Annotated in this window: 27 protein-coding genes; 14 read left to right on the plus strand and 13 right to left on the minus strand. The window is 64.3% G+C overall.

The genetic code is table 11. The features are described from left to right. Nucleotides 1–2: 2 nt before the first annotated feature. From G9C82_RS00155 to G9C82_RS00200, 10 genes are read right to left on the minus strand one after another with little or no spacing between them, the layout of a single operon-like run. Nucleotides 3–854, minus strand: a complete 852-nt coding sequence (locus G9C82_RS00155; protein WP_127013055.1) for a HEAT repeat domain-containing protein — start codon at nt 852–854, stop codon at nt 3–5. Next, nucleotides 851–1705, minus strand: coding sequence for a phosphate ABC transporter permease (locus tag G9C82_RS00160; protein WP_127013056.1), 855 nt, complete (start codon nt 1703–1705; stop codon nt 851–853). Before G9C82_RS00160 ends, G9C82_RS00155 begins: the two co-directional genes overlap by 4 nt. After that, entirely contained in the window at nt 1702–2382 is a 681-nt protein-coding gene (locus tag G9C82_RS00165; RefSeq protein WP_127013057.1) for a molecular chaperone TorD family protein, read from the minus strand. Before G9C82_RS00165 ends, G9C82_RS00160 begins: the two co-directional genes overlap by 4 nt. After that, nucleotides 2382–3215 (minus strand): ethylbenzene dehydrogenase-related protein, encoded by an 834-nt coding sequence (locus G9C82_RS00170; RefSeq protein WP_127013058.1) that lies wholly within the window; start codon nt 3213–3215, stop codon nt 2382–2384. Before G9C82_RS00170 ends, G9C82_RS00165 begins: the two co-directional genes overlap by 1 nt. Continuing rightward, entirely contained in the window at nt 3208–4284 is a 1077-nt protein-coding gene (locus G9C82_RS00175; protein ID WP_127013059.1) for a 4Fe-4S dicluster domain-containing protein, read from the minus strand. The genes G9C82_RS00170 and G9C82_RS00175 overlap by 8 nt, the downstream gene beginning before the upstream one ends. Further along, nucleotides 4281–7139, minus strand: a complete 2859-nt coding sequence (locus G9C82_RS00180) for a molybdopterin-dependent oxidoreductase (RefSeq protein WP_127013060.1) — start codon at nt 7137–7139, stop codon at nt 4281–4283. Before G9C82_RS00180 ends, G9C82_RS00175 begins: the two co-directional genes overlap by 4 nt. Then, on the minus strand, nt 7132–7314 hold the full coding sequence (locus G9C82_RS00185) for a hypothetical protein (RefSeq protein WP_007190098.1): 183 nt from the start codon (nt 7312–7314) through the stop codon (nt 7132–7134). Before G9C82_RS00185 ends, G9C82_RS00180 begins: the two co-directional genes overlap by 8 nt. After that, nucleotides 7311–8705: a cytochrome bc complex cytochrome b subunit gene (locus G9C82_RS00190; RefSeq protein WP_127013061.1), complete on the minus strand. Its 1395-nt coding sequence runs from the start codon at nt 8703–8705 to the stop codon at nt 7311–7313. The genes G9C82_RS00185 and G9C82_RS00190 overlap by 4 nt, the downstream gene beginning before the upstream one ends. Continuing rightward, a complete protein-coding gene (locus G9C82_RS00195) occupies nt 8705–9361 on the minus strand; it encodes a ubiquinol-cytochrome c reductase iron-sulfur subunit (protein ID WP_127013062.1) in 657 nt (218 codons plus the stop codon). Before G9C82_RS00195 ends, G9C82_RS00190 begins: the two co-directional genes overlap by 1 nt. Beyond that, complete coding sequence (locus G9C82_RS00200; RefSeq protein WP_127013063.1) at nt 9358–9933, minus strand: hypothetical protein; 576 nt, start codon at nt 9931–9933, stop codon at nt 9358–9360. The genes G9C82_RS00195 and G9C82_RS00200 overlap by 4 nt, the downstream gene beginning before the upstream one ends. A 179-nt stretch (nt 9934–10112) precedes the next feature. Here G9C82_RS00200 and G9C82_RS00205 point away from each other — a divergent pair, with 179 nt between their 5' ends. From G9C82_RS00205 to G9C82_RS00235, 7 genes are all read left to right on the plus strand, one after another. After that, the gene (locus G9C82_RS00205; protein ID WP_011223489.1) at nt 10113–10772 is read left to right on the plus strand and encodes a helix-turn-helix domain-containing protein; all 660 of its coding nucleotides are present in this window, start codon (nt 10113–10115) and stop codon (nt 10770–10772) included. An 85-nt stretch (nt 10773–10857) separates the two neighbouring features. Then, nucleotides 10858–11523, plus strand: a complete 666-nt coding sequence (locus G9C82_RS00210) for an HD domain-containing protein (RefSeq protein ID WP_127013064.1) — start codon at nt 10858–10860, stop codon at nt 11521–11523. A 55-nt stretch (nt 11524–11578) separates the two neighbouring features. Beyond that, nucleotides 11579–11896, plus strand: a complete 318-nt coding sequence (locus tag G9C82_RS00215; RefSeq protein ID WP_004960775.1) for a DUF5783 family protein — start codon at nt 11579–11581, stop codon at nt 11894–11896. Between the two features lie 139 nt (nt 11897–12035). Continuing rightward, on the plus strand, nt 12036–12548 hold the full coding sequence (locus G9C82_RS00220) for a TRAM domain-containing protein (RefSeq protein ID WP_007190104.1): 513 nt from the start codon (nt 12036–12038) through the stop codon (nt 12546–12548). Between the two features lie 107 nt (nt 12549–12655). Continuing rightward, nucleotides 12656–13291 (plus strand): molybdenum cofactor biosynthesis protein B, encoded by a 636-nt coding sequence (locus G9C82_RS00225; protein ID WP_127013065.1) that lies wholly within the window; start codon nt 12656–12658, stop codon nt 13289–13291. A gap of 44 nt (nt 13292–13335) precedes the next feature. Next, entirely contained in the window at nt 13336–13809 is a 474-nt protein-coding gene (gene moaC, locus G9C82_RS00230) for a cyclic pyranopterin monophosphate synthase MoaC (RefSeq protein ID WP_127013066.1), read from the plus strand. A 73-nt stretch (nt 13810–13882) separates the two neighbouring features. Beyond that, on the plus strand, nt 13883–14710 hold the full coding sequence (locus G9C82_RS00235; RefSeq protein ID WP_127013067.1) for a molybdopterin synthase: 828 nt from the start codon (nt 13883–13885) through the stop codon (nt 14708–14710). Nucleotides 14711–14741: 31 nt separating this feature from the next. Here G9C82_RS00235 and G9C82_RS00240 read toward each other — a convergent pair whose 3' ends face one another. Then, nucleotides 14742–15542, minus strand: coding sequence for an ABC transporter permease (locus G9C82_RS00240; RefSeq protein ID WP_004960789.1), 801 nt, complete (start codon nt 15540–15542; stop codon nt 14742–14744). Then, the gene (locus tag G9C82_RS00245) at nt 15517–16398 is read right to left on the minus strand and encodes an extracellular solute-binding protein (protein ID WP_004960792.1); all 882 of its coding nucleotides are present in this window, start codon (nt 16396–16398) and stop codon (nt 15517–15519) included. The genes G9C82_RS00240 and G9C82_RS00245 overlap by 26 nt, the downstream gene beginning before the upstream one ends. Nucleotides 16399–16515: 117 nt before the next feature. On the opposite strand from G9C82_RS00245, the gene thiC reads away from it, so the two are divergent. Together thiC and G9C82_RS00255 are read left to right on the plus strand one after the other, a co-directional pair. After that, nucleotides 16516–17958 carry a phosphomethylpyrimidine synthase ThiC gene (gene thiC, locus G9C82_RS00250; RefSeq protein ID WP_127013068.1) on the plus strand — a complete coding sequence of 481 codons (1443 nt, stop codon included), beginning with the start codon at nt 16516–16518 and terminating at the stop codon, nt 17956–17958. Between the two features lie 297 nt (nt 17959–18255). Next, nucleotides 18256–19080 carry a hypothetical protein gene (locus G9C82_RS00255; protein ID WP_004960799.1) on the plus strand — a complete coding sequence of 275 codons (825 nt, stop codon included), beginning with the start codon at nt 18256–18258 and terminating at the stop codon, nt 19078–19080. Between the two features lie 19 nt (nt 19081–19099). On the opposite strand, the gene G9C82_RS00260 is transcribed toward G9C82_RS00255, so the two are convergent. Continuing rightward, nucleotides 19100–19669, minus strand: coding sequence for an NUDIX hydrolase (locus tag G9C82_RS00260; RefSeq protein ID WP_127013069.1), 570 nt, complete (start codon nt 19667–19669; stop codon nt 19100–19102). Between the two features lie 638 nt (nt 19670–20307). Between G9C82_RS00260 and G9C82_RS00265 the strand changes: the two genes are divergently transcribed. The 5 genes from G9C82_RS00265 (at nt 20308) to G9C82_RS00285 (ending at nt 22797) form a co-directional block, all read left to right on the plus strand. Then, on the plus strand, nt 20308–20493 hold the full coding sequence (locus G9C82_RS00265) for a hypothetical protein (protein ID WP_004515500.1): 186 nt from the start codon (nt 20308–20310) through the stop codon (nt 20491–20493). 7 nt (nt 20494–20500) lie between these two features. Continuing rightward, nucleotides 20501–20926 (plus strand): RNA-binding protein, encoded by a 426-nt coding sequence (locus tag G9C82_RS00270; RefSeq protein ID WP_127013070.1) that lies wholly within the window; start codon nt 20501–20503, stop codon nt 20924–20926. After that, nucleotides 20926–21633 (plus strand): RNase P subunit p30 family protein, encoded by a 708-nt coding sequence (locus tag G9C82_RS00275; RefSeq protein ID WP_127013071.1) that lies wholly within the window; start codon nt 20926–20928, stop codon nt 21631–21633. Before G9C82_RS00270 ends, G9C82_RS00275 begins: the two co-directional genes overlap by 1 nt. A 145-nt stretch (nt 21634–21778) precedes the next feature. Further along, nucleotides 21779–22201, plus strand: a complete 423-nt coding sequence (locus G9C82_RS00280; protein WP_127013072.1) for a DUF2391 domain-containing protein — start codon at nt 21779–21781, stop codon at nt 22199–22201. Nucleotides 22202–22311: 110 nt separating this feature from the next. Next, nucleotides 22312–22797: an Rpp14/Pop5 family protein gene (locus G9C82_RS00285; protein ID WP_004960817.1), complete on the plus strand. Its 486-nt coding sequence runs from the start codon at nt 22312–22314 to the stop codon at nt 22795–22797.

Raw genomic sequence — 22797 nt, forward strand, 5'->3', positions numbered from 1 at the left:
CGTCAGAGGTCGGGCATCCGATTGAGTCTGTCTTCGCCGGGCAGTAGTCGCGCGTCGTTCTCCAGCGCGCCGCCGAACTGCCGGCGGAACCGTCCGGGGTCCACGTCGAGCGACCGTTCGGCGGTCTGGCGAACCACGGTGGCCGGGTCGTCAGTTAGTTCGCGCAGTCGCTCGCGGGCGCGGTCCTCGTCGACGCCGCCGAGCATGTGGGCGGCCCACTCGCGGACCCGCTCGCTGTCGTCGTGGCTCTGTTCCAACAGCAGGTCGGCCATCGCCTCGCCGCGGAGTTTGAACAGCGAGATAGCCGCGTTGCGCCGGACCGCGTGGTGGTCGTCGTCGATTGCGGCCGCGATATCGTCCTCGTGGGCCTCGCGGTCGACGTTATCGAGCGTGACGACGGCTTCCGCTCGGACCCACGGGTTGGGGTCGCCCAACAGTTCCACCGCCACTGCCGCGGCCCGCTCGCCGCCGTGGGCGGTCAGCGCCTCGACGGCGAACTGGCGCACGTCGCTGTCGTCATCGGTCGTCGCAGCGCGGGCCAGGGCCGCCACGATTTCGTCGGTGGACGCGCGGTCTTTGAGTTCGAGGGCGGCGCGCCGGCGGTCGGTCTTCTCGCCGTGTTCGATATCGGACAGCAGCGACGCCACCGCGTCGCCCTCGACGGGTTCGGTGTCGCTGGCGGCCAGTTCCTCGGGTGTGGCCTCGCCGATGGTCACGTCTTCACGGCTCACCTCGATGTCCTCCAGCGCTTCGATGTCGGTGTGCAGGCCCGGACTGCGCTCGGGGTCCAGTTGCGGGTCCGGGTCCTCTTCGAGGTGCTTCTCGAACTCGTCGTCGTCGTGACAACCAGTCATCGTCTCCCCTCCTGTGCGGTGAGCGCGGCGATGCCGAGCGCGAACGGGAGCGCGCGCGGGAGCGACGCCGGGACGCCGGCGAACGCGACCAGTGCAACGCCGGCGAGTAGCGGCCACCGCCGCGTTCGACTCGCGGCGCTGGCCGTCGTCACCGCACCGGCAGCGGCCAGTGCGATGACCGGCAGACTCGTTCCGACGACGCCGGTGCCCGTGAGCGTGACCGCGCCCGTAACGAACGGGACGGCCCGACCGACGCTCAGAACGACGGCGAAGGCGGCGAGGCCGCCGATTACTGCGCCCCAGTCCGCCGTCGACAGCGAGCGCCAATCGGTCGCGGCGAACGCCGGTGTCGACGCGATGCCGAGCAGCGCCACGGTTGAGGCTACTGGTCGGAGGCCTGTCCAGCCGCCGACGCCGCTCGCCAGGCCGACGCTCAGCGCCGCGACGAGCAGGGCGACCGCGGCGGCCGAAACGAGGTCCAGCCGCCGGCCCGCGACGGCGGCGACGGTCGCCGTCCCGAGGACGATTGCGGCGGCCGCCGGGAGCGCGGCTGCGCTACTGAGCAGCGACAGCAGGCCGAACACGCCGACGAACAGCAGCCCGATGCCGGTGAGCGGGTCGGCGTCGGTGACGGCCACGGCAACAGCAGCCGCGGCGACGACAGCTGTGGACACGACCGTTGCCAGGCCGGGCGAAATCGGGACGCCGCCGTACCCTGGTGCGTTGACGAACAGCACAGCGAAGTAACGGGCGGCGACTGCGACGGCCGCAGCGCCGACTGCGAGGTCCGCGACCGAATGGCTTCCACCGTGGAGCAGCGGTCTGAGTCGCTGCTGTAGCGCCGCCGTCATCGCCGGTCCTCCACCCGTGCCGCGAGGTCGTTGCGGTCGGCTCGGACGAACGCCTCCAGCAGTTCGCCGAAGCCGCCGTAGATTTCCGTTCCCGGTTCGTCAGCCAGTCTGTCTGCGACGCCTGCGGCCGCGTGGCCAAGATGGCGGTCGTGGAAGTCCAGCCGAGCGAGGGCGGCGTCCTCGCCGACGGCGGCTTCACGGCGGGCCAGATAGCCCGCGAACTCCAGTTCGTATGTCACGGCGTCGTGGTTGTCTCGCTCGTCCTGGTCGATTTCCAGGCCGTAGTGGCTGTAGGCCCGCGAGAGGTCGAGGTTCACGTCGTTCCAGGAGTGGTCCGGCCGGTACTTGGACTCGTACAGCGGGACCGGCGGCCCCTCCGCCTCCAGCGAGCCGTCGGTCCGGTCCGTGTACTCGCTGTAGCCGAGTTCGAAGATGTCGTTGTAGCGGGCCGCGAGCGTCTCGTAGTCGTCGTCGGTGGCGAGCGACGGGATGGCCACGTCGAGGCCCGTCCGGCCGAGACACGCTCTCAAATCAGCTTCCAGCGTCCCGTCGGCCGCCGCGCTGTGGAACGACTCCTCGGGGTACTCGAACGCCTTGGCGAGCGTCGCGTACACCGCGCCACGGGCGGCCGCGTCCTCGTCGATGTCGTCCATCGGGTCAGTTGGTGTCGTTGCCATTACTCGACCCCCCGTGTGCGGTAGATGCCGAAGCTGGTGACGCCGACGACAGCGACGATGGCGACCCCGGCGAGGCTCCACAGCAACGTCTCGTAGGGTGGTCCCTGCGGGCCGCCGCTGAACGGGTAGTAGTGCCACTCGCTGACGGCCTTCTGGCCGGACCGCTCGCCGTTCGAGCCGTTCCAGACGGCGAAGGCCACGTCGAGGTCGCCGTCGGTCCGCAGGTCGGTCCGGTTCTCACTCGGCGCGTCAAGCTGGCGCGAGTAGACTACCGTCCAGGTGGCGTTGCCGCCGGTGCCGCTGTGACTCGCGTTCGCCTGCACGGTTGGGTTCTGGAACGCCGTCGTCGAGCCAGCGCCGCCGGCCAGCAGTTCCTGTGTTCCGGTCGACCCGCTCCAGTACCAGACGTTGACCTGGTTGTCCGGCCCGCCCATCGCTATCGGCGGCCGGGAGCTCGTGTTCGCCGGGAACTGGACCGCGACCGCGTCGGCGAACTCCCGCGTGGCGTTGGCGTTCATGTCCCGAGTCGCGTCGTGCCACTCCAGCCGGACGTACAGTCGCTCGTCAGTGCGAGCCGCCTGCACGTCGACTGTCTCGACGGATGTCTCGTCGGCGTTCGGGACGCTACTCGGGGCGCTCGCAAGCGGTACGTCCGAGGCCGGGACTTCTTCCCAGCCATCGGCGTTCGGTTCGGCGAGGTCGGCCGTCGATACCTCGGAAACCGGGATTTCGTGTGCTGGCCGGGCGCTCACCATCGGCGCGGCCACCGTCGAGACGACGATGAGCGCCGAAAGCACCGCCGTGAGTATGAGCGTGCGTCGGTGGTCAGTCATCCTCAAAGACCTCCAGTCGGTACTGTTTGGCCGGGTTTTTGTCCTGCAGCAGTTCCATCAGTTCGCTGTCTTCCCCCTGTCGGGCCCGCTGGCGCTCGCGCTCGATGGTGTCGAGGGCCTGGTCGACGCCGTCGCCGAACAGGTTCCGGAGGTACTGCCGGGGAATCCGGTCGATGTCGACCGTCTCGCCGTCCTCCGTGTGCTGGCCGGGGGCGAAGGGCGGGATGTAGTAGACGTTGGGCTGTGTGCGGAACTCCGGATGGAGCGGCAGGGCCACCTCGTACTCGTTGACGAGCTTGTGAATCGGTCCCTCCTCGTCGTCGAGGAAGCCGACCAAGCGGAGCTGTGGCGGGCACTCCTCGGCACAGGCCGGGGCGAACGTCTCTCCGTCGGGGCCTTCCCCTTCGATGCGGGGGTAACAGAAGATGCACTTCTCGGATTTCTTCGAGACAGTGTTGTAGTACACCTTCTTGTACGGACACCCCTCGACGCAGTAGCGGTAGCCCCGACAGCGGTCCTGGTCGACGAGGACGATGCCATCCTCCTGACGCTTGTACAGCGCCGAGCGCGGGCAGGCCTCGACGCAGGAGGGGTGTGTGCAGTGGTTGCAGATGCGCGGGAGGTAGAAGTAGTAGCTGTTGGGGTACTCGCCGGCCCCCTGGTCTTCGTCCCAGTTTGGACCCCACTCCGCGCCGTCGCGGGGCCGCAGCGGCTCGTCGCTGCCCTCGTACATAATCTCCTCGTGGTTGAACTCCCAGGCGCGGCCGTAGTCCTCCTCGTCGGGGATCTCGCCGGGCGAGCGGTCCGAGTGCTCGCTCGACTCCCAGCCGCCCCCGGAGTCCTCCCAGCCCCGCGGGTAGCCCTCGCCGGGCTTGGTCTCGACGTTGTTCCAGTACATATACTCGCTGCCGCCGTCCTCCGTCCAGAGGTTCTTGCAGGCGATGGTACACGTCTGGCAGCCGATGCACTTGTTCAGGTCCATCACCATCGCGACCTGGTGGTCGACGCCGTCAGCGACGTTGACCAGCGTGTCCTCTTCGCCTTGGTCGTCCTGTTGGTCGGTACTCATTCGGTGTCACCTCCGCTCGGTCGGACGTCGACACGCACGTCGCTGTTGACCCCGGTCGGCCCCCAGTAGTTCGGGAAGAAGTACAGGTGTTCACCGGTGTCTTCCGGGTACTGGACCAACTGCGTCGGCTTCATGTACATCGGGACGAGCGTGTTGAAGTTGTCCCGGTCGGGGTACTGGAACTTCTCCCAGGAGAAGAAGTGCCGGACGGTCCCCGGTTCGCTGGAGGGGTAGATCTTCGCCTGCACCTCGACGCTCCCGAGGTCATTGTACACCTCCACGGTGTCGCCGTCCTCGATGCCCCGCTCCGCGGCGTCCTCGGGGTTCAGATACACCACTGGCTCACCGCGCTGGAGCCTGAGCATCTTGGTGTCGTCGCGCCACGTCGAGTGGATCGACCAGCGACCGTGGGGGGTGTTGTACGACAGCGGGTAGTCCCCGCCGGTGTTCTCCGGCCCCTCCTTGTGGGTCGGCAGCTCCTCGCCGAGTTCGAGATACCAGTCGTGGTCGATGTAGTACTGCTGGCGGCCGGTGAAGGTCGGCCACGGGTTCTTGTCGTGGACGTAGTCCTGCCACGGGACGTACGCCTCGTCGTCTTTGATGTCCGAACTCCAGTGGTCGCCAGCTTCGAGGAACCGCTGTGGTTGCTCGTCGATGTCGTCGAAGGTTATCTGCTCGTCGCTGCCCTCGGGGTTGGTCTCCTCAGAGTGTTCGAGGATGAACTCCGCCGCGGCTTTGTCTTCGACGAGCCCTTGTTCTTCGCCGGTCTCCCAGTCACGGACGTAGTCGTCGTGTATCGTCGTCAGGTCGATGGTCCGGTCGAACTTGCGGTCCTCGATCGGCTCGACATCGCGTTCCTGGGCCCGCTCCTGTATCTTCTCGGCGAGCAGGCGGAATATCTCCCAGTCGGTCTTGGCCTCGCCGAGCGGTTCGACGGCCGGCGTGAACGGGTGCACGTAGGTGTGCATGTCCGTCTCCGAGAGGTCGTACTTCTCGTAGTGGCTGGCCGCCGGCAGGACGATGTCGGAGTACATCGCCGTCGAGTCCATCCGGAAGTTGATGTCGACGACGAGATCGAGTTTGGGCCAGAGCTGTTCTTCGAGGGCGACGTTGCCCTTGGCCTGGTTGAAGTAGTTCCCGCGCCAGACGAACATCGTGGACGGGTCCGGTCGGCTCCCGTCGTCCCGTTCCTCGGGATAGACCGGCATCCATCCCTTGTCGATGGACTCGCGTATCTTCTCGGCGGTGTCCGGATCCGTGTTGTCGAGGATACCTGCGTGGAAGTAGGTCCACAGCGTCGTCGGGACGCCGCGGACGTTCCCGGTCGGGAACGAGAGCACCTTCCAGCCGTGGAACGACCAGATCTTCTCCTGTCCCACGTAGTGGTCCAGCCCGGTACCAGGGTCGCCGAGATTGCCCGTCAGCGTCACGAGCAGCTGGATGGCGCGGTTGCCCAGGTCGTTGTGGTACCAGTCGTTGACGCCCTTGCCGTGGATGATTTTGGCGGCGTCGGCCTCGGCGAACTCACGTGCGACTCGCTGGTAGGTGTTCTCGCCGACGCCGGTTTCCTCGTGGACGACCTCGGGCGTGTACTGGCTGAGCTCGTCGGTGAGGTTCTCCCAGACCGACCGGACCGCGACGCTGCCCTCGTCGGTGTCGACGCTCCGCTCGACCGACAACTGCGGGTCGAAGTCGAGTTCGATGCTCGCGGAGTAATCCTTCTGGCCGTCCCGCTCGCCGAGCGAACCGGGCGCACGGCGGAGGTTCCCGTCGGCGTCGACCATGACGAACACCTTGTCCGGGTCGTCGGCGTCCTCGGCGAGGCCGACCTCGCTCGCCCGGAGGAACTTCCCGGTGTCCTCCCGGACGAGCAGCGGCATGTCGGTCTGCTCTTTGAGGTGTGCCTCGTCGTACAGCCCCTCGTCGACGATGGTCTGGGCCATGCCAAGCGCGAGCGCGGTGTCGCTGCCGCCGTGGGGCGAGAGCCACTCGTCGGTGTGGATGGCCGTCTGGGAGTAGTCGGTGAAGATACCGACCCGCTTTGCGCCCTCGTAGCCGGCGTCGAGGAAGTACTTCGCGTCGGGGATGCGCGTGACGTTGATGTTCGACCCCCAGGCGATGATGTAGTCAGAGTTGTGCCAGTCGGCGGATTCGGCGTTGTCCGTCTGGGTGCCCCACGTAATCGGCTGGCCCGGCGGCAGGTCCGAGTACCAGTCGTAGAAGCTATGGGAGACACCGCCGAGCAGATTGACCAGCCGGGAGCCGGAGGCGAAGCTTACTGGGGACATGGCCGGAATGGGGGTAAAGCCCGAAATCGCGTCGTACCGGCCCGCCTGCACCTCGTCGATGACGTGGTCGGCGATTTCGGTCAGCGCCTCGTCCCAGCTAATCCGCTCCCACTGGCCGTCGCCGCGCTCGCCGGTGCGACGGAGCGGGTGGAGCACGCGCTGGTCGGCGTTGACGTAGTCGGTGTAACAGGCCCCCTTCTGGCAGCCCCGCGGGTTCGGGTCGGGGAGGCTCTCGTCGAACGTCGGGTAGTCGCCGGCCTGTTCCTCGCGCCAGACCTGGCCGTCCTTGACGTAGACGTTCCAGGAACAGGAGCCGGTGCAGTTGACGCTGTGGGTCGAGCGGGCGACGGAGTCCCAGTCCCACTCGTCGCGGTACAGGTCCTCCCAGTCCCGATACGGATACGACCCGATGGGGTCGTCGACCGCTTCGAGGCCGTCCATGCCGTCGTCGGCGAAGGACAGCCCCGTCGCGCCAAGCAGCGATGCGGCTCCGAGGCCGCGAACGAAGTCGCGGCGACTGATTCCCGCACTGTCCCTTTCGTCGTCGGTCAGGTCGTTTCTACTCATTGGTGATGAACACTGTCGCAGTCGCGCAGGCAGTGCCGGCCACGGCTAAGGCGATGCCGGCGAGCGTACTGCCGCCGACTTCGAGGCCGGCGGCGACCAGCACGAGGCCGACCAGCTTGCTCGTCGTATCCAGCAGGCGATACTGTCGCTCAGTCAGTTCGACGTTCGCAGTCATTCGTCTCCCTCCGGTTCGGTGTTATCTGGTTCATCCCCGACAGAGCCGCCGTCCGCGGCCACGTCGCTCTCCTGTGACGGCGTGGGCTCGCCGTCGCGCAACAGCAGGTACGTGATGCCGCCGAAGATGGGTGGGACGACCAGCAGCGCGGCCGTCAGGATGGGGTTGACCACGTTCGTCGTCGTTCCGAGCACCTGGTCCGCGAGGATGTTGTTCATCCCCGCAATCGAGGCGATCATGATGAACGCAACGGCGGCCACGCCCACCCCGGTCTGCCAGGCCCGGTCCAGCGGGTCCGCGGTGAAGTGGGTCGGCTCCGTCCGGTCGATGAACGGCCAGACGGCGACCGCGGCAAACACCAGCCCCGGGAGGACGATGCCGCCGATGAACTCCCCGTTGATGTGGGCCGGGCCGATGTTGAAGCTGATCTGTGGCAGGAGCTTCAGGAAGCCGTACACCCACATCAGAAACCAGTCCGGCATGATGAGCTCCGGCGTGGACGCGGGATTGTTCGGGCCGTACTCGGCGACGTTGTGGACCGGCAGCAGGCCCGCAAGTGCCGACAGCGTCGCCGCGGTGACGAAAAACACCACCGCGGAGACGGCGGCCTGATTCGGGAACGCGGGCAGGCCGATGATGATGTCGTCGTCGTCCTCGTCGACAGTCTGGCGACCGGCCGTCACGTTGCCGTCCCGCGGGGCCTCGGTGTGTTTCTGTCTGATGAGGATGGCCATGTGGACGGCCAGGCCCACGGCGATGGCCGCCGGTATCACGAGGACGTGCAGGAAGTACAGCCGCGGGATGGTGGCACTGGAGGGGAACTCACCCCCGAACACCACCTGGCCGAGGAAATCACCTAACAGGGGGATTGATATCGTGAGGTTGTAGCCGATGCTCGTGGCTGTGGCAGCGAACTCGTCGAACGGTAAGGCGTACCCGGTGTACGCCGCGCCCATCGAGAGGGCCGCCAGGCCGGTGCCGACGACCCAGTTTGGCTCCCGCGGGTTGCGGTACGCACCGGTGAAGAACACCCGTAACATGTGCAACCCGATGGAGGCGACAAAGAGGTGGGCCGCCCAGTGGTGGAGCCGGCGGATGAACATCCCGAAGGGCACGTCATAGGTGATGTGCAACACCGAGACGAACGCTTCGGGCATCTCCTCGCCCTGGAACTTCTGGACGCTGCCGTCGTACTCCACGTCGGAGGTCGAGGGCTCGAAAAAGAACCCGAGGAAGACCCCCGACAGGATCAGGAGGAGGAAACAGAACAGCGCCACCTCGCCCAGCAGGAACGAGTCCTCGGCCGGGAACGCCTTGCCGAGGAACGTCTGGCCGTTCTCCAGGTCGAGGCGCGTGTCGAACCAGTCGTAGACGGCTTTGGCGCGGGACATTATCCACCTCCGGGGCCGACTGGCCCCTCAAAGTCACCGGTGGCGACGAGGAATCCGTCGCTGGTCATCGTAATCGGGAGCTGTGGGAGCGGTCGTCCCGGCGGGCCGCCGCTGACCGCCGCCCCTTCCAAGACGTTGAATTTCCCGAAGTGGCAGGGACAGACGACCAGGTCCTCCTCCCGGTCCGACACCATACAGCCGGCGTGGGTACACACCTTCGAGAAGGCGGCGTAGCCGTTGACTGTGAACCCCTCCGAGATGTCGCTGCCGTAGTCGGACTCGGCGTAGCGCACCAGCAGTGTGGGCGCGTCCTCGATGCCGGGTCGTGGCTCCGGGAACACAGTCATGTGTTCGCCCTCGGAGAGTCGGCCCTCGGTGATGCGCTCGCCTTCGCCGTCGACGAGGTGGATGCCGTCGGAGTACACCGGTCCCTTGTACCCCCGCTCGAACACTTGCGTGGTGCTGGCGAGGGGCGCGGTGAGGCTGGCGACGGCAGTCAGGCCGCCGACGGTCGCGAGGAACTTCGCGAAGTCACGCCGGCGGAGTTCCGCACGGGCGTCCCCGTACAGCGTTGGAGATGTACCGGTGGCCCCGTCACACGAGCAGTCGTCGCCCTGTTCCTCGTCGTCGTCATCGGGTTTCGGATACTCTATCATTCGTGCCCCCTGATTTCGGCGACTTCGACGTGTGGCATGAACCAGGCGTAGTACGCGACCGTCGAGAGCGCGAGCGAGAGGAACAGCCCGGTCGCGTACAGCCCGAAGTACTGGGTGCGGGCGAGCGTGAGGTACTCGCCGGTGAACAGCGCCGCGAAGACGATAGACAGGACCGTCAGCCCGCTCATGGCGACGAGTCCCTCTATGGCGTCCGAGGCGTCGTGGTACTCGACGACCCAGCGGTGCTCCGTGTTGAGCCACGGTAACGAGACGGTCCCGCCGTCGGTGACCGGCTCGGCGTCGTCAGGCGGCCGGACCGCCCTGTTCATAAACTGGTGGGCGGCCGTCAGCACGCCCACGAGACCGAACAGGGCGACCCAGACGACGACACCGACCTGGCTCGGTGACAGCTTGTTCGGCGTCTCTACTGGGCTCTCGAGCGGCCGGATGTCGCTGACGCTCTCGTCGATAGCGATTTCCTCCGACGGTGGTTCGCCGTGCAAGGCGACGTACCACATCGGCAGCAACACCGCTGTTATCAACAGACCGATGAGTATCGTGTTGCGTCTCATAATCTTGTGTTATCTCGGTTCGCCAGCGATTCGAACGGCTATCTGTGTCGCTGTATTCGGGGTTTATGCCAGCACCCCGATGAACTGCCAGCCCGACATCTTAGGCCCATTATATGGCGGTTTTTTATACGAACATGTTCGCGTGACCTTTCTTATGTGAGCCGAGTCATCTATCGGACATGTCGGGCCGAATACTCGCCGAGGTCGAAGTGTTCGGTCCTCGGTCCTGTCACGTACAGCCCCACGCTGATGAGGAGTGGTCAGTGTCGTCGGTCTCCCGAAGCGTAACGAGTGCCGCTGCTGACCCCGTCATCGAAGAGTTTACCCTCAAAGGTGGTGACGGGCCGCCGTCAGTGCTACAGACCGATGGTCTGAACGTTGACCACGTGTTCGCCTACGAGCAGCGACACGTTTTCCAACTGTCCAGAGCGGCCGGGCAGGGCTGCGTGTGTGAACGTATCGAAGCAGCCGGCTGCGTCGTTCATGAGTTCACGGCGGACACCGAATCCCTCGTCGTCACCTTCCTCGTTGACGATGTTCCGACCCTGCGAGAGATTGTCGCTGACCTCCAGTCGGAAGGCGAGGCCGTCAAACTCCGGCGGCTACTGGAAGACACCCCCACCGAGGCGGACCGGCCGGTCGTGCTTGACCGCGCGAAACTGACTAGCCGCCAGCGCGAGGTGCTGGCTCGGGCCCACGAGATGGGCTATTTCGAACATCCGCGCGATGCGACCGCCGGTGACGTGGCCGACGCGCTGGATATCTCCACTTCGACGTTTACCGAGCACCTCGCTGCGGCCCAGCGAAAACTCCTTGATGACCTGCTTGACTCCTGCTGAGTGGCTCCACTCTGTGTCATGTCAGTGAGGCTGGCACATTCCATAGCAATTATTCCAGCCGGCACGCGAGGTGCCACTGCCGCTAATGACACAGGAACTGGGTCCCCTCGCTCGAACACTGTCGATGCCGTACTACGACGACGCCCTCCCAGCGCACGACCAGTTTCACGCCAAGCGAGTTCGAGACATCGCGCTTCGGCTCGCGGGCGACTGCAATGGATCGGTCGACCGGGATGTCCTTGCCGCATCAGCGTGGCTCCACGATATCGGTCGGCCCCGGGAGCGGGCCGGTGAAATTGATGACCACGACGACTGGGCCACGGCGGAAGCCGCACAGCTACTCGCGGCCGAAGGCGTGAAACCCGACCGAATCGGCCGTATCAAACACTGCATTCAAGCACACAGTATCCGCACGAGTTCGCCGGAGCCAAGAACGCTGGAGGCGAAACTCCTCTTCGATGCGGACAAGCTGGACGCTGCCGGGGCACGCGGACTCGTCCGACTGGTCTGTATTGTCGGCGAGCGGTCTGGGCGGACGGGTGAGAAATACGCGGTCATCGATGACACGTCAGCTACCGACCTCGGAACGTCGAATTCTCCGGATATCGAACTGCTTCGAGATTGGGCGCAGGAACGATTAGATACGCTGTACACCCAACCTGGCCGGCGTCTCGGTCAGACACGCCGGGAATTCATGGACGAGTTTTTCACGCACTTTGCCGGTGAAATCGGGGTTTCGGGGGAGTGGTAAACGACGTCCACGGAGTCACAGAACCTTTTCCCCTCGCCCCGGCGACACTGCATCTATGACCGAGTTCGACGCCGAGAAGTTCGACGAGAAATACGTCCACTACTTCGAAGAGCTCGAAACGGCGTACTCGAACGCGTATCAGGAACTGCACGGGCAGTACGACTCCGAGGTCCTTCGTGGGATCGACCGGCAGATTCTCAGCGAGAGCGAGCCGGTGTACGAGGGCAACGGGACGTTTAGCATCCGGCTCCCCGACGACACTGCAGCGCGTGCGCAGTCGTTGCCGGGCGACGAAGCGACGTTCGACACAGTGCTATCGGCGTTCACTGACGCTATCGAGCGCGAACTCCGTCGGCTGTTCGAATTCGAGTAATCGCCCCACGCTGCTCGACGGCTCGCTCGATAGCAGGCGTGCACAGCCTGTTTGCCACTCCTTCTAGCAGCGTTCGGCCCGGCGGATCGAAAACACCAGAATCAATGCAGTTCCGGTGCTAGTCCAACCAATTATACTAATGGCGACCGATTCAGATCTTCACTGTCTCTTTACCGCACCCGTTGAGGAGCAGCACGACTCGTACGTGATCGAGATTCCAAAACAGGAGGTCGAGCTGGGAACGCTGGCCCCCGAGACGCTGTACCGGATCGCACTGTTCCAGTCGGCGGCTGAGGCACCCGCGTCCCAGTCAGAGTCCCACTCCAAGCAAGAGCCGCAGTCTGGTTCCGACTCCAGGCAGGAGCCGCAATCCAGTTCTCAATCCGGACTGCAGTCCGATTCACAGTCCGACGAGCGGAGCAGGGAACCGGAGTTTGGACCGTCGTCCCCGCCCGTTGCCGAGGGTGAGACGCGTGTGGTCGAAATCGAGAACATCGGGGACAAAGGCGACGGCGTCGCGCGCATTGACGGCGGGTACGTCGTCATCGTCTCCAATGCGGATGTCGGGGAGCGCCTCCGCGTCGAGATGGATCAGGTCCGCGAGAACGTGGCCTTCGCGGAGATCGTCGAACGGCTCCCCTACTACGAGTAAGCCACCGGCTCTCTCGGCTGGTTCCTACTTTTGCACTCTGTCAGAGTTGGCCCGACCACTGGCCACGCAGCCGAGGGTATATTTTGCCGCCGCCTATCATCTCCGGTATGGGGCACGACCACGACGAAGCGACCGGCCACGACGAGGCAGGTCACAGCCACAGCGAGGATGAACACGGAGAGCATAGCCACGACCACGGAGAGCACGAACACGACAGTGACCACGACCATAGCCACGAGGAACACACCCATGACGACCATCACGCCCACGACGCCGAAGGGGTTGAAATAGGGGTCCTCACAGTTTCCACCTCCAGAACACTCGATGATGACCCGGCGGGGGACATCATCGCCACGGCCTGCGAAGACGCGGGCCACAAAATCGCCGAGCGCCGCCTCGTCGCGGACGAGATGGACGCTATCGAGGACGCTGTCGCTTCCCTGCTAGATGACGGCGTCGACGTGGTTCTGACGACCGGCGGGACTGGGCTCACGCCCGACGACGTGACTGTCGACGCCATCGAACCGCTGTTCGACCGGCCGGTTCCCGGCTTCGGTGAACTGTTCCGCTGGCTCTCCTACGAGGAAGTCGGGCCGATGGCGATGGCCTCGCGCGCGACCGCCGGCGTCGTCGACGACCGCCTGGTGTTTTGCCTCCCTGGCAGTGAGAACGCCGCCCGGACGGGCGCGGAGAAACTCGTCGCGCCAGCCGTGGGCCACCTGCTTGGGCTCGTCCGCCGGTAACGCGGACCCGCACGGTTTTGGGCCGGCGTCGGCTACGGATAGCTATGTCCGAGGAGTTCACGCACGTCGATGAGGAGGGGGACGCACAGATGGTCGATGTGGGCGACAAGGCCGAGAGCCAGCGCCGCGCAGTCGCACGCGGACAGATTCGACTCACCGAGTCCACGCTGGCGGCCATCGACGCCGACGAGGTGGAGAAAGGCGATGTGCTGGCGACAGCCCGTATCGGCGCGATTCAGGCGGTAAAACACACCTGGGAGACGGTGCCAATGTGCCACCAGATCCCCATCACGAACGTCGAAGTCGAGTTCACCGTCGGCGACGAGGCCGTCGAAATCACCGTTGCCGTCGAGACGGTCGGCAAGACCGGCTGCGAGATGGAGGCGCTGGAGGGCGTGACAACCGGCCTCAACGTCGTCTGGGATATGGTGAAAGCAAACGAGAAAGACGATGACGGCGAGTATCCCACGACAGCTATCGAAGATATCCGTGTGGTCGAGAAAACTGTCGACCGCTGAGGAAGGGCTACTGACGACAGCCGCGACGCCGCTATGAAAAAGGTCTATCTACGTCGCCCTGCTACTGGCGCGTATGCAAGTCCTCGGTATCGTCGGCCACTCCGACTCGGGGAAGACCACGCTGGTCGAGCGGTTGACACAGCGGCTCTCCGGGACCGGCCGTGTCGCGACGGTGAAACACTGCACCCACGCGCCGGATGTAGACACGGACGGAAAAGACACGGTTCGCCACCGCGACGCTGGAGCGGCCGAGACCGTCGCGCTCACCGACGACGGCGAGTGGTACGCGACGGGGCAGTCGCGGACGCTCGACGAGACGCTGGGCGACCTTTCGCCCGACTACGACTACGTACTCGTAGAGGGGTATTCGGACGCGAACATCCCGAAAGTTGTCCTCGGCGACCGCGAGGCCGCCGACCCCGTCATCCATCGCACGCCCCACGGTGCAGACGCTGACCTTGACGACATCCTCACCGCGGTGGAGGAGCGAGACCCCTACATCACGCTGGAAACACTTGTCGCGGACGTAAAGCGGGACCCGGACGAGGTGTACTCGGGTGCAATAGCGACGTTTACCGGGCGCGTTCGTGCACAGGAGGGGCCGGAGGACCCGCCAACGGAGCTGCTGGAGTTCGAACGCTACGACGAGGTCGCCGCGGAAAAGATGGCCGCACTTCGGCGGGATCTTGAAGCACGCGACGGCGTCTACGCGGTTCGACTACACCACAAAACCGGCGTGGTCGACGCTGGCGAAGACATCGTTTTCGTCGTCATTCTGGCCGGCCACCGAACTGAGGCGTTCCGCGCCGTCGAAGACGGTATCAACCGGCTGAAAGAGGAGGTGCCGCTGTTCAAGAAGGAAGTCACCGTCGACGAGGAGTTCTGGGCACACGAGCGATAAGCTGGTGGTGCGACTTTTCCTGCAGTAACCGCTACCGCCACGGCGTCGCCCGCAGTGCATGGACCACCAGCAGCGTCCCGAGCGCGACGCCGAGCAGCACTACTGCCACGGGCAGCGCCGCATCCAGTCCGTCAGAGATGAACGAGGCCCAGATCTGGACAGGGAGCGTCCGCGGATAGTACGCCAGCATCATCGTCGCGCCGAACTCGCCCATCGCGCGGGCGAAGGTCAGTACGAGTCCGGCGAGCAGCCCGGGCTTTGCGAGCGGGACCGTCACCGAACGCATCGTCCCGACCCAGTCGCGTCCGAGCGACCGTGAGGCTTCTTCGAGCCGGTCGTCAATGCCATCGAAGGCGGCCTTGGCAGTGACGACAAAAAACGGCGACGCGACGAACGTCTGGGCGGCGATGACGCCAAGCAGCGACCGTGTCAGCGTCAGGTCGGTAAGACCGCCGAGTCCGTTCGGGCCGACGACGGTCAACAACAACATCCCGCTGACAACCGGTGGGAGGACGAGCGGGAGGACGACGGCACCCATCGCTGCGGTCGCCAGCACGCTGGTGTTTCGCGAGAGCCAGTAGGCAAGCGGGAGGCCAAATACGACAGCGATGGTCGTACTGCCGAGTGCGGCAACGAGAGATGTGACTGCGGCGTTGATGACGTACGTCTCTGTCAGACTCGTCAGCAGCGCCGCCGGGGAGTACGTGATAACGAGCACCAGCACCGGAACGACGAAATACAGGAGTAGCACCGCTCCCAGCGCGGGAACGAGCTCGCGCACGCCGACCGTGTGGCCGGCACTGGTCTCACCGCGTGACAGTGTTCGGGACATCTCCCACTAGTCGAGGATAGGCCTGACGGAGGGTAAATCCGTGTGATGCGAGCCAGTCTCCGGACAGGACTGCCTCGAAGGCTGTACGTGTCGCTTCCTGGGTATTGCGGCGGATAGCCCCGTACTCGATAGGGCTGCCAGTGATTGTCGAGCCGTTCGGCAGCTCGTAGCTGGTGGTCTGATACTGCTCGGCGTATGCGGGGTCGCCAAGATGTATCTCCGGCGGGAACTCCCGGAAGGGGTAGTCCCGTTCGACCGCCATACTCCGGTAGACGAAGGCGGCGTCGACGGCTCCCGTCTCGAACTGCGCGAGCAGTTGTGTCTCGGGGTACGTCTGGTCCGGCGAGAGGATAGCATCTGGTAGGCCGGGTTCGTCGTAGTAGTCCGCCGCGAGGGCCAGCACGAACAGCGTTCGATAGCCAAGCGGGTCAAGCGCCGGGTCAGTACGGCCGAGCGAGACGCTGTCACGTCTGAGCGGCACGTACCACGGCTCTGCGTCCGTGATACGGGTCCCGGCGCTTGTCTCTGGGTTGTACGCAAGTACCATCTCGTTGCTGGCGATCACGGCGTGCCAGGCGGTGTCCATGACCCGGTTGAACAGGGTCGGGTCCGCCAGCGCGACAATAGCCGGGTCGCGCTTCCCGTCAGCGACCAGGCGGGCGGCCTGCACTGAACCGCGGGCTTCGACGGCGATTTCGACGTCTGTCTGGGTCTGGAGCGTCTCGCTGGCTGCCTTCTGTAAACTCCCTGCCACCAGCACGTCTACCCGTTCCTGCCCGAATGCCCCACAGCCAGCGGTTGCGGCGATACCACTCCCCAGTGCCGCAAGTACTGCACGCCGGGTTTGTCGGGCCATTATTCGCTCATTTCTCGTTCGGGTACATCGGTGTTGGGGTTGTTCCCAGTATTGACGGGGTGTCTTTCACGCGTTCGACCATAGTGTTTTATAACTTGGTAGTATAACCTAGTGATTATGACGCAGATGGCAGCAGCGCGGAACGGAACCGTCACCGAGGAGATGGAGCGAGTCGCAGAGCGCGAAGGTGTCGACCCGGCGTTCGTTCGACAGCAAGTCGCTGACGGACAGGCGGTGATTCCCGCAAACGTCGGTCACGACTCACTGGATCCGATGATTATCGGCCGGGAGTTTGCGACGAAGGTCAACGCAAACATCGGCAACAGCGAGGAGACGAGCGATATCGAGGGCGAACTGGAGAAGCTTCACACCGCTGTCCACTACGGCGCGGACACGGTGATGGACCTCTCGACGGGGCGCGACCTCGACGCGATTCGGTCGGCCAACGTCGAGCACTCTCCGGTGCCCGTCGGCACGGTCCCCATCTACGAGGCGGTCAAACGCGCCGGCGACCCGAGCGACATCACGCACGAACTACTGCTGGATACCATCGAGAAACAGGCGAAACAAGGTGTCGACTACATGACTATCCACGCCGGCGTCCAGATGGAACACCTGCCGCTGACTGACGGCCGCAAAACGGGGATTGTCTCTCGCGGCGGGTCCATCCTCGCCAAGTGGATCGAGGAGAACGGCATGGAGAACCCGCTGTACACGAAATTCGAAGCCATCTGCGAGATATTCCGTGAGTACGACGTGACTTTCAGCCTCGGCGATGGCCTCCGGCCGGGCTGTCTCGCCGATGCCGGCGATGACGCACAGTTCGCCGAACTGGACACGCTCGGGGAACTCACGCGGACCGCCTGGGAGCACGACGTGCAGGTGATGGTCGAGGGACCGGGCCACGTCCCGATGGATCAGGTCGCTGAGCAAGTCGAACGTCAGCAGGAGGTCTGTGACGGCGCACCGTTCTACGTTCTCGGCCCGCTCGTGACCGACGTTGCGCCGGGCTACGACCACATCACGAGCGCCATCGGTGCGACGGAGGCAGGCCGTGCCGGTGCGGCGATGCTCTGTTACGTCACTCCAAAGGAACACTTGGGCCTCCCGGAAAAATCCGATGTGCGGGACGGACTCGCGGCCTATCGCATCGCGGCTCACGCCGCCGACGTGGCAAACGGCCGCGAGGGGGCACGGGACTGGGACGACGCCCTCTCGGAAGCCCGGTACGCCTTCGACTGGCGCGAGCAGTTCGACCTGGCGCTTGACCCCGACCGCGCCCGCGAGTACCACGACCAGACGCTCCCCGGTGACAACTACAAGGAGGCACGTTTTTGTTCGATGTGTGGCGTGGAGTTCTGTTCGATGCGCATCGATCAGGATGCACGGTCTGACGGCGACATGGAATCGATCGAGGCTGACGCTGACGACCGGACTCCCCTCGAAGACTCGTCAGCGGCAGCGGTAAACCGACCGCCGGTCGGTACCCACGACGGGGCCGATATCCCCGGCCCTGACGCCGATATGCCCGCTGATACAGAGGGGAGTGCTGACGATTAGCACGGCGGTAGTTCTTTATAATCGGTATTCGTTTATTGAAACGATGTCAAAGAAAATCATCGCCCTCGTCGCGGTCATGGCACTTGCCCTCGTGTACGTCGTCAAGCGGTAACGCTGCGCGAATCGGCTGTATCGCCCTCTGAACCTACTGCCGGCCGCCCTGCCTACTGGTCCTCAACGGCGTTGTATTGGGTCGGGTACTATGACGGCCGGCAGTATTCTCTCGGCTTCTGCGCTGTCAGCGGCAGCGCCGTCGCTTTCCGAACCCTTACCCGGCGAACCGCCGTACCAGCGTGTATGTACGGCGTCGTCACCCGTAACGAGGAGGAGACGGAGTGGTCCGAGTTCGACCGGGCGTTCTACGAGGTCAAGGACGTGACCGGCCGCGCTGTCGAACCGATTGCGGGCGCGGTAAACATGGTGTCCTGTTTCGGCGACAACGCGGTCGAGAGCGAGGAGGACCTGCTCGCGTTCGACGACGAGGGAACGCCGGCAACGCGGAACCAGCCGTACTTCGACTGGACGTACGTCTGCCCGACCCACGACCGCTACCGCGAGGGCCTGCTCGACATCATCGAGGAGGCCGCCGCCGTCAACGAGGACGTCCGCCTCGATGACGTGGGCTTTCCACGGGACGAGTACTGCCACTGTGACCGCTGCGAGCAGCGCTTCGCCGACAGCGAGTTCGAGGACTGGTCGGCCTGGCGCAGCAACGTCATCACGGAGTTTGTCGCCGAGGCTCGCGAGCGCGTGCCCGGGAAGATGTACCTCACGCTGTATCCAGACCCCTACCCCGGCCACCTCGAGGCCCGCTCGGGTGTCGCGGTTGACGACATCGCCGAGTACGTCGACGAGTTCGTCGTCCCGATCTACGACATGGCGTACTCGACAACCTACTGGCTGGAGATTCTCGCAAAAGGCTGGCAGGACCGACTCTCGACACCCTTTAGCATCGAACTGTATGCCGTCGACGTGGACGTTGACGATCTCTCAAAGGCCGTCGAGGTGGCCGATGAGTACGCCGAAACCGTGCTGTTCGGCTACGACGCGAGTAACGCCCGCGCGACCATCCGCCGGATGAACGCCGACGCCCGCGACGGGCAGTCGTTCGGGCCGGAGTAATCGACCCGACTTCGGCGGCTCACGCTCTGCCGCTGAACCGCTGTCCGCGCCACTGCAGGATCTCTTCGCGGTCGCGCGTATCGGCCGGTAGTTTGTCAAACCACTGGGCCTCGCTGATTTCGTGGTCCGGGTCGTCGACGGCGATGTCGGTCGTCTCTGCTTGCGCCTCGTACACTGGCAGCACGCCCCAGGCCATATTACCGTCGCAGTAAAACTCGACCCGTCCGAGCATCCCCAGTCCCTCGATGGTTGCTTCGATGCCGCTCTCCTCGCCTAATTCCCGCAGTGCGGCCTCTTGGAAGGACTCGCCTCTGTCGAGCTCGCCGCCGGGTAGAACCCACATATCGACGCCTTCGTGGCGGACGAGCAGGAGTTCACCGCTGGGTCGGTAGGCGAGCGTGTGCGCGCCGTAGGGTGCGCCGTGATCCCGGGCGCCGGTCGCCACATCTTGGAACCGACTCCGCGGGACGTTGCGGTGGCGCGTGAACTCGACGAAATCCGTGTAGCGCTTCCGGAGGTCGTGATACGTCTGTTCGGCCGTCTGACAGGCCTTATCAGAGAGGAACCACAGGTCGTCGACGCTCGTCATCTGTGTCCTATCTGTGTCTGACACCTCGACGAAACAGCCGTCTCGATGGGGGAAAGCGGTGGATTGATCATGTCGATGGTTAGTTTAGAGAGTCCCATAACAGTTGTTGTGACAGATCGGCTGTCGTGGCGAATCTCGGGCGGCTTCGCTATCGAACCCATTGCGTTGCTGACACTGGTGGGGAAGTGTGGATGGGGATACACGCTGGGCTGGCTCATTCGAAACGAAACACGGGAAGGTGTCCGAACAAGGAAAGCCACGCTCCCGTGTAGCAGGAACTCTTTGGTTTTGTGACGACCTGACGGTTCGTTCTACCCACTCGATCTATACGCCTTTGCGTTCCGTGGTTGACAGAACGCACGTGACTGTGGAGCTCCCCGGCACTTAATTCTATTTGTCTAAGCAAATGTTTAGACAGGTCTAATTAGTGTTGGACCTTCCACAACCGAAGTGATAGAGAACATGGGAACGGTCATTGCTGGCCGGCGCACCGCTCGGTCTACGCTAATCGGGGTTTATCGCTGTCCCGATTGGTCAATACAGGACGTGTCACCGCTCCATTTACTGACCACGTCCACGGTTAGGCCGAGCAAACCCGAATCAGTCCCTTTTTGACGAGCCACCGAGTATCGCCGGGTATGGCATTCGAAGAGGACGACAGCGTTATTCTCCACGACGAGCACAGCGACTACGACGGCGAAGAAGGCACCATCACGCAGGTCGTTGAGACGATGTTTGGCGACGCCAACTACACGGTTTCTTTCGAGGACGGCCAAGAACAGGGCGTCCCCGAGGACAACCTCGAAGCCGCTGAGGACGAGTAGGGCCGCAATGTCGTCGGTTCCGTTCCACTACGTTGACCTCCGGACTTTCTGCTACGCAACAGAGGACGACAAGCGCGTTGAGGACGCGCTCCGGACGTTCCTCCCTGAAGACTACCCTGTCGAGCGCGCACAGAGCGAGGGGCACTACGGCGACCGGATCATCGTCCTTTCGGCTCGCGTCGAGAACGCCGACGACATCCGGCACGTGCTCATGCAAGTAGCGTCAGCGCCGGAGATCGACGCGGTGCGTGCGGAACTTGACGACCGGGTTGACGACAACTGCTCGTTTTTCCTCACGTTCGGCAAACAGGCCGCGTTCGGCGGGAACGTGGAACGCGGCAACGGCATCACGCTTCGGGCGAAAGTCGAGGCCTACCCTGCAAAGCGGGAGAAGGCCGTCGAGAACGCCCGCGAACTCCTAGAGGAGTTGTGATGTACGAGGCCGTCTACGCTCATCCTGACGGCGACAGCACCGTTGCCCGACACGCGCTGACGGCCGCTGATTCAGAGTACGACGGTATCGTCGTCAGGAACCACGGTGACGAACAGGCGGACTACGACGCCGATGCCATCAGCGACGCCTATGGGGTTGATGTCGCGGCCGGCATCGAGGTCCGAGCGGACGACCCCTCACGGGCGAGTGGCTTCGTCGGGAACTACCGAAGTGACCGGACGGTCGTCGTCGTCCACGGCGGCGACCGCCGCATCAATCGGTTCGCGGTCGAGCAACCGACTGTCGACGTGCTCGCCCATCCGATGCGTGATGACGGTGATTTCAACCACGTGCTGGCGAACGCGGCGGCTGACAACGGCGTCCGCGTCGAGTTCGACTTCGGCTCGGTGCTCCGGGCCTCCGGCGGCAGTCGCGTCCGGGCCATCAAGGAACTCCGGAAGCTCCGGGAACTGGTCGAGAACGCCGGCGCGCCCTTCGTCGTCTCGGCGTCGCCGAACACTCATCTCCAGATTCGGGCACCGCGAGATATCATCGCGGTCGGGGAGACCATCGGCTTCGACGCTGACACCGTCCGCGAGGGCCTGACGGAGTGGGGTCAGATCGTGGAACGCAACCGCGAGCGCCAGAGCGGTGCCGTCATCGAACCCGGCGTCCGGCTGGAAGACGACGCAGACGATGCCGAGTAACTAGCGCTGATACCACTCTCACTGGACGGTATCGGTTCTGTGCAGGATGTAGTGCGTTGCAGCCCGATTCCGCTTTTTTCTACGGCACGTCAGCCGACTGACTTGACCCGAATGCGTTTGCATTCGACCGGAGTACACGAGACGTATGAAAGAACGACAGAAACACAAACTCGCGGACACGGCTCAACAGATCGTCGGCGGATTCCTGTTGTCCGGACCGTTCGTCGTGACCCAAGAGGTGTGGGCGCTCGCGCTGAACATGACCGTCTTCCACAACGTATTCCTCGTCTGTATTGTCGCAGCCATCGGATACGGCGGGCTGTACGGCGCTGACAACAACCGCGACCCCAGACGCGAAGCCGCGGTCGCCGGTGTCCCAGTCAGGTTCATTTCTGTCCTGCTTGTCGCGTTCGGCTCCGTCGGAACGCTCGCAATCGCGGTCACCGCTCCTGACCAGTTCCTGAGTGAGCTTCCCTTGGCTGACCAGATGATCGTCACTTTCCGCGCCATCAGCGTCGGGGCTGTGTTCAGTGTCGTCGGCGCGGTGACGACCGACAGCCTGTTCTGACCCGACGCCGGACCGCTCTACTTCTCGGGGCACTGTGCTGTGTGACTGAGACAGACTACCGCCGACTCCCACACCACACCGCTCATTGTCCTCCGTTCCAACGCTTGTGTATGAAACACCTCCCGAAGCATCTCCGGCCCCGGTGGCGTTATCTTGCCGTCGGCATCGAGACGTGGCCAAACGCCTCCTTTGGCCGCCGGGCGTTCCAGCGCGAGGTGTGGTACGCCGCCCAGAACCTGCTTGGCGACACCGGCAGCGCCGAGACGGACATGACGGTCCTCCAGTTCCACGACTACGACGGCACGGCTGAGGCTATCGTCCGGACCAGACGCGGCCAGACGAACCCGGCACGGGCCGCACTGACCTGTCTGGACAGCGTCGATGACGATGACGTTCGGGTCCGTGTCCGGGGGATTAGCGGCACCGTGCGTGCCTGTGAAGAAAAGTATATACGCGGGCCGCCGGAATCCACTGAACAGAGACACGTCGTGTTCGAGAACGCAGACCGGAGCGCTACTGTTCGGCCTCCGCGCTACGATGTCGAAACGGCCTCCGACGGTGCGTTCGTCGGCGCGACAGCACTCGATTTCCGATAA

The organism is Haloarcula sp. R1-2 (assembly GCF_011627385.1).
GTDB classification, from domain to species: domain Archaea; phylum Halobacteriota; class Halobacteria; order Halobacteriales; family Haloarculaceae; genus Haloarcula; species Haloarcula marismortui.

Coding starts and splice junctions, on each gene's coding strand:
- G9C82_RS00155 (WP_127013055.1), bottom strand. CDS start 854: ATGACTGGTTGTCACGACGACGACGAGTTCGAGAAGCACCTCGAAGAG.
- G9C82_RS00160 (WP_127013056.1), bottom strand. CDS start 1,705: ATGACGGCGGCGCTACAGCAGCGACTCAGACCGCTGCTCCACGGTGGA.
- G9C82_RS00165 (WP_127013057.1), bottom strand. CDS start 2,382: ATGGCAACGACACCAACTGACCCGATGGACGACATCGACGAGGACGCG.
- G9C82_RS00170 (WP_127013058.1), bottom strand. CDS start 3,215: ATGACTGACCACCGACGCACGCTCATACTCACGGCGGTGCTTTCGGCG.
- G9C82_RS00175 (WP_127013059.1), bottom strand. CDS start 4,284: ATGAGTACCGACCAACAGGACGACCAAGGCGAAGAGGACACGCTGGTC.
- G9C82_RS00180 (WP_127013060.1), bottom strand. CDS start 7,139: ATGAGTAGAAACGACCTGACCGACGACGAAAGGGACAGTGCGGGAATC.
- G9C82_RS00185 (WP_007190098.1), bottom strand. CDS start 7,314: ATGACTGCGAACGTCGAACTGACTGAGCGACAGTATCGCCTGCTGGAT.
- G9C82_RS00190 (WP_127013061.1), bottom strand. CDS start 8,705: ATGTCCCGCGCCAAAGCCGTCTACGACTGGTTCGACACGCGCCTCGAC.
- G9C82_RS00195 (WP_127013062.1), bottom strand. CDS start 9,361: ATGATAGAGTATCCGAAACCCGATGACGACGACGAGGAACAGGGCGAC.
- G9C82_RS00200 (WP_127013063.1), bottom strand. CDS start 9,933: ATGAGACGCAACACGATACTCATCGGTCTGTTGATAACAGCGGTGTTG.
- G9C82_RS00205 (WP_011223489.1), top strand. CDS start 10,113: ATGTCGGGCCGAATACTCGCCGAGGTCGAAGTGTTCGGTCCTCGGTCC.
- G9C82_RS00210 (WP_127013064.1), top strand. CDS start 10,858: ATGACACAGGAACTGGGTCCCCTCGCTCGAACACTGTCGATGCCGTAC.
- G9C82_RS00215 (WP_004960775.1), top strand. CDS start 11,579: ATGACCGAGTTCGACGCCGAGAAGTTCGACGAGAAATACGTCCACTAC.
- G9C82_RS00220 (WP_007190104.1), top strand. CDS start 12,036: ATGGCGACCGATTCAGATCTTCACTGTCTCTTTACCGCACCCGTTGAG.
- G9C82_RS00225 (WP_127013065.1), top strand. CDS start 12,656: ATGGGGCACGACCACGACGAAGCGACCGGCCACGACGAGGCAGGTCAC.
- moaC (WP_127013066.1), top strand. CDS start 13,336: ATGTCCGAGGAGTTCACGCACGTCGATGAGGAGGGGGACGCACAGATG.
- G9C82_RS00235 (WP_127013067.1), top strand. CDS start 13,883: ATGCAAGTCCTCGGTATCGTCGGCCACTCCGACTCGGGGAAGACCACG.
- G9C82_RS00240 (WP_004960789.1), bottom strand. CDS start 15,542: ATGTCCCGAACACTGTCACGCGGTGAGACCAGTGCCGGCCACACGGTC.
- G9C82_RS00245 (WP_004960792.1), bottom strand. CDS start 16,398: ATGGCCCGACAAACCCGGCGTGCAGTACTTGCGGCACTGGGGAGTGGT.
- thiC (WP_127013068.1), top strand. CDS start 16,516: ATGACGCAGATGGCAGCAGCGCGGAACGGAACCGTCACCGAGGAGATG.
- G9C82_RS00255 (WP_004960799.1), top strand. CDS start 18,256: ATGTACGGCGTCGTCACCCGTAACGAGGAGGAGACGGAGTGGTCCGAG.
- G9C82_RS00260 (WP_127013069.1), bottom strand. CDS start 19,669: ATGACGAGCGTCGACGACCTGTGGTTCCTCTCTGATAAGGCCTGTCAG.
- G9C82_RS00265 (WP_004515500.1), top strand. CDS start 20,308: ATGGCATTCGAAGAGGACGACAGCGTTATTCTCCACGACGAGCACAGC.
- G9C82_RS00270 (WP_127013070.1), top strand. CDS start 20,501: ATGTCGTCGGTTCCGTTCCACTACGTTGACCTCCGGACTTTCTGCTAC.
- G9C82_RS00275 (WP_127013071.1), top strand. CDS start 20,926: ATGTACGAGGCCGTCTACGCTCATCCTGACGGCGACAGCACCGTTGCC.
- G9C82_RS00280 (WP_127013072.1), top strand. CDS start 21,779: ATGAAAGAACGACAGAAACACAAACTCGCGGACACGGCTCAACAGATC.
- G9C82_RS00285 (WP_004960817.1), top strand. CDS start 22,312: ATGAAACACCTCCCGAAGCATCTCCGGCCCCGGTGGCGTTATCTTGCC.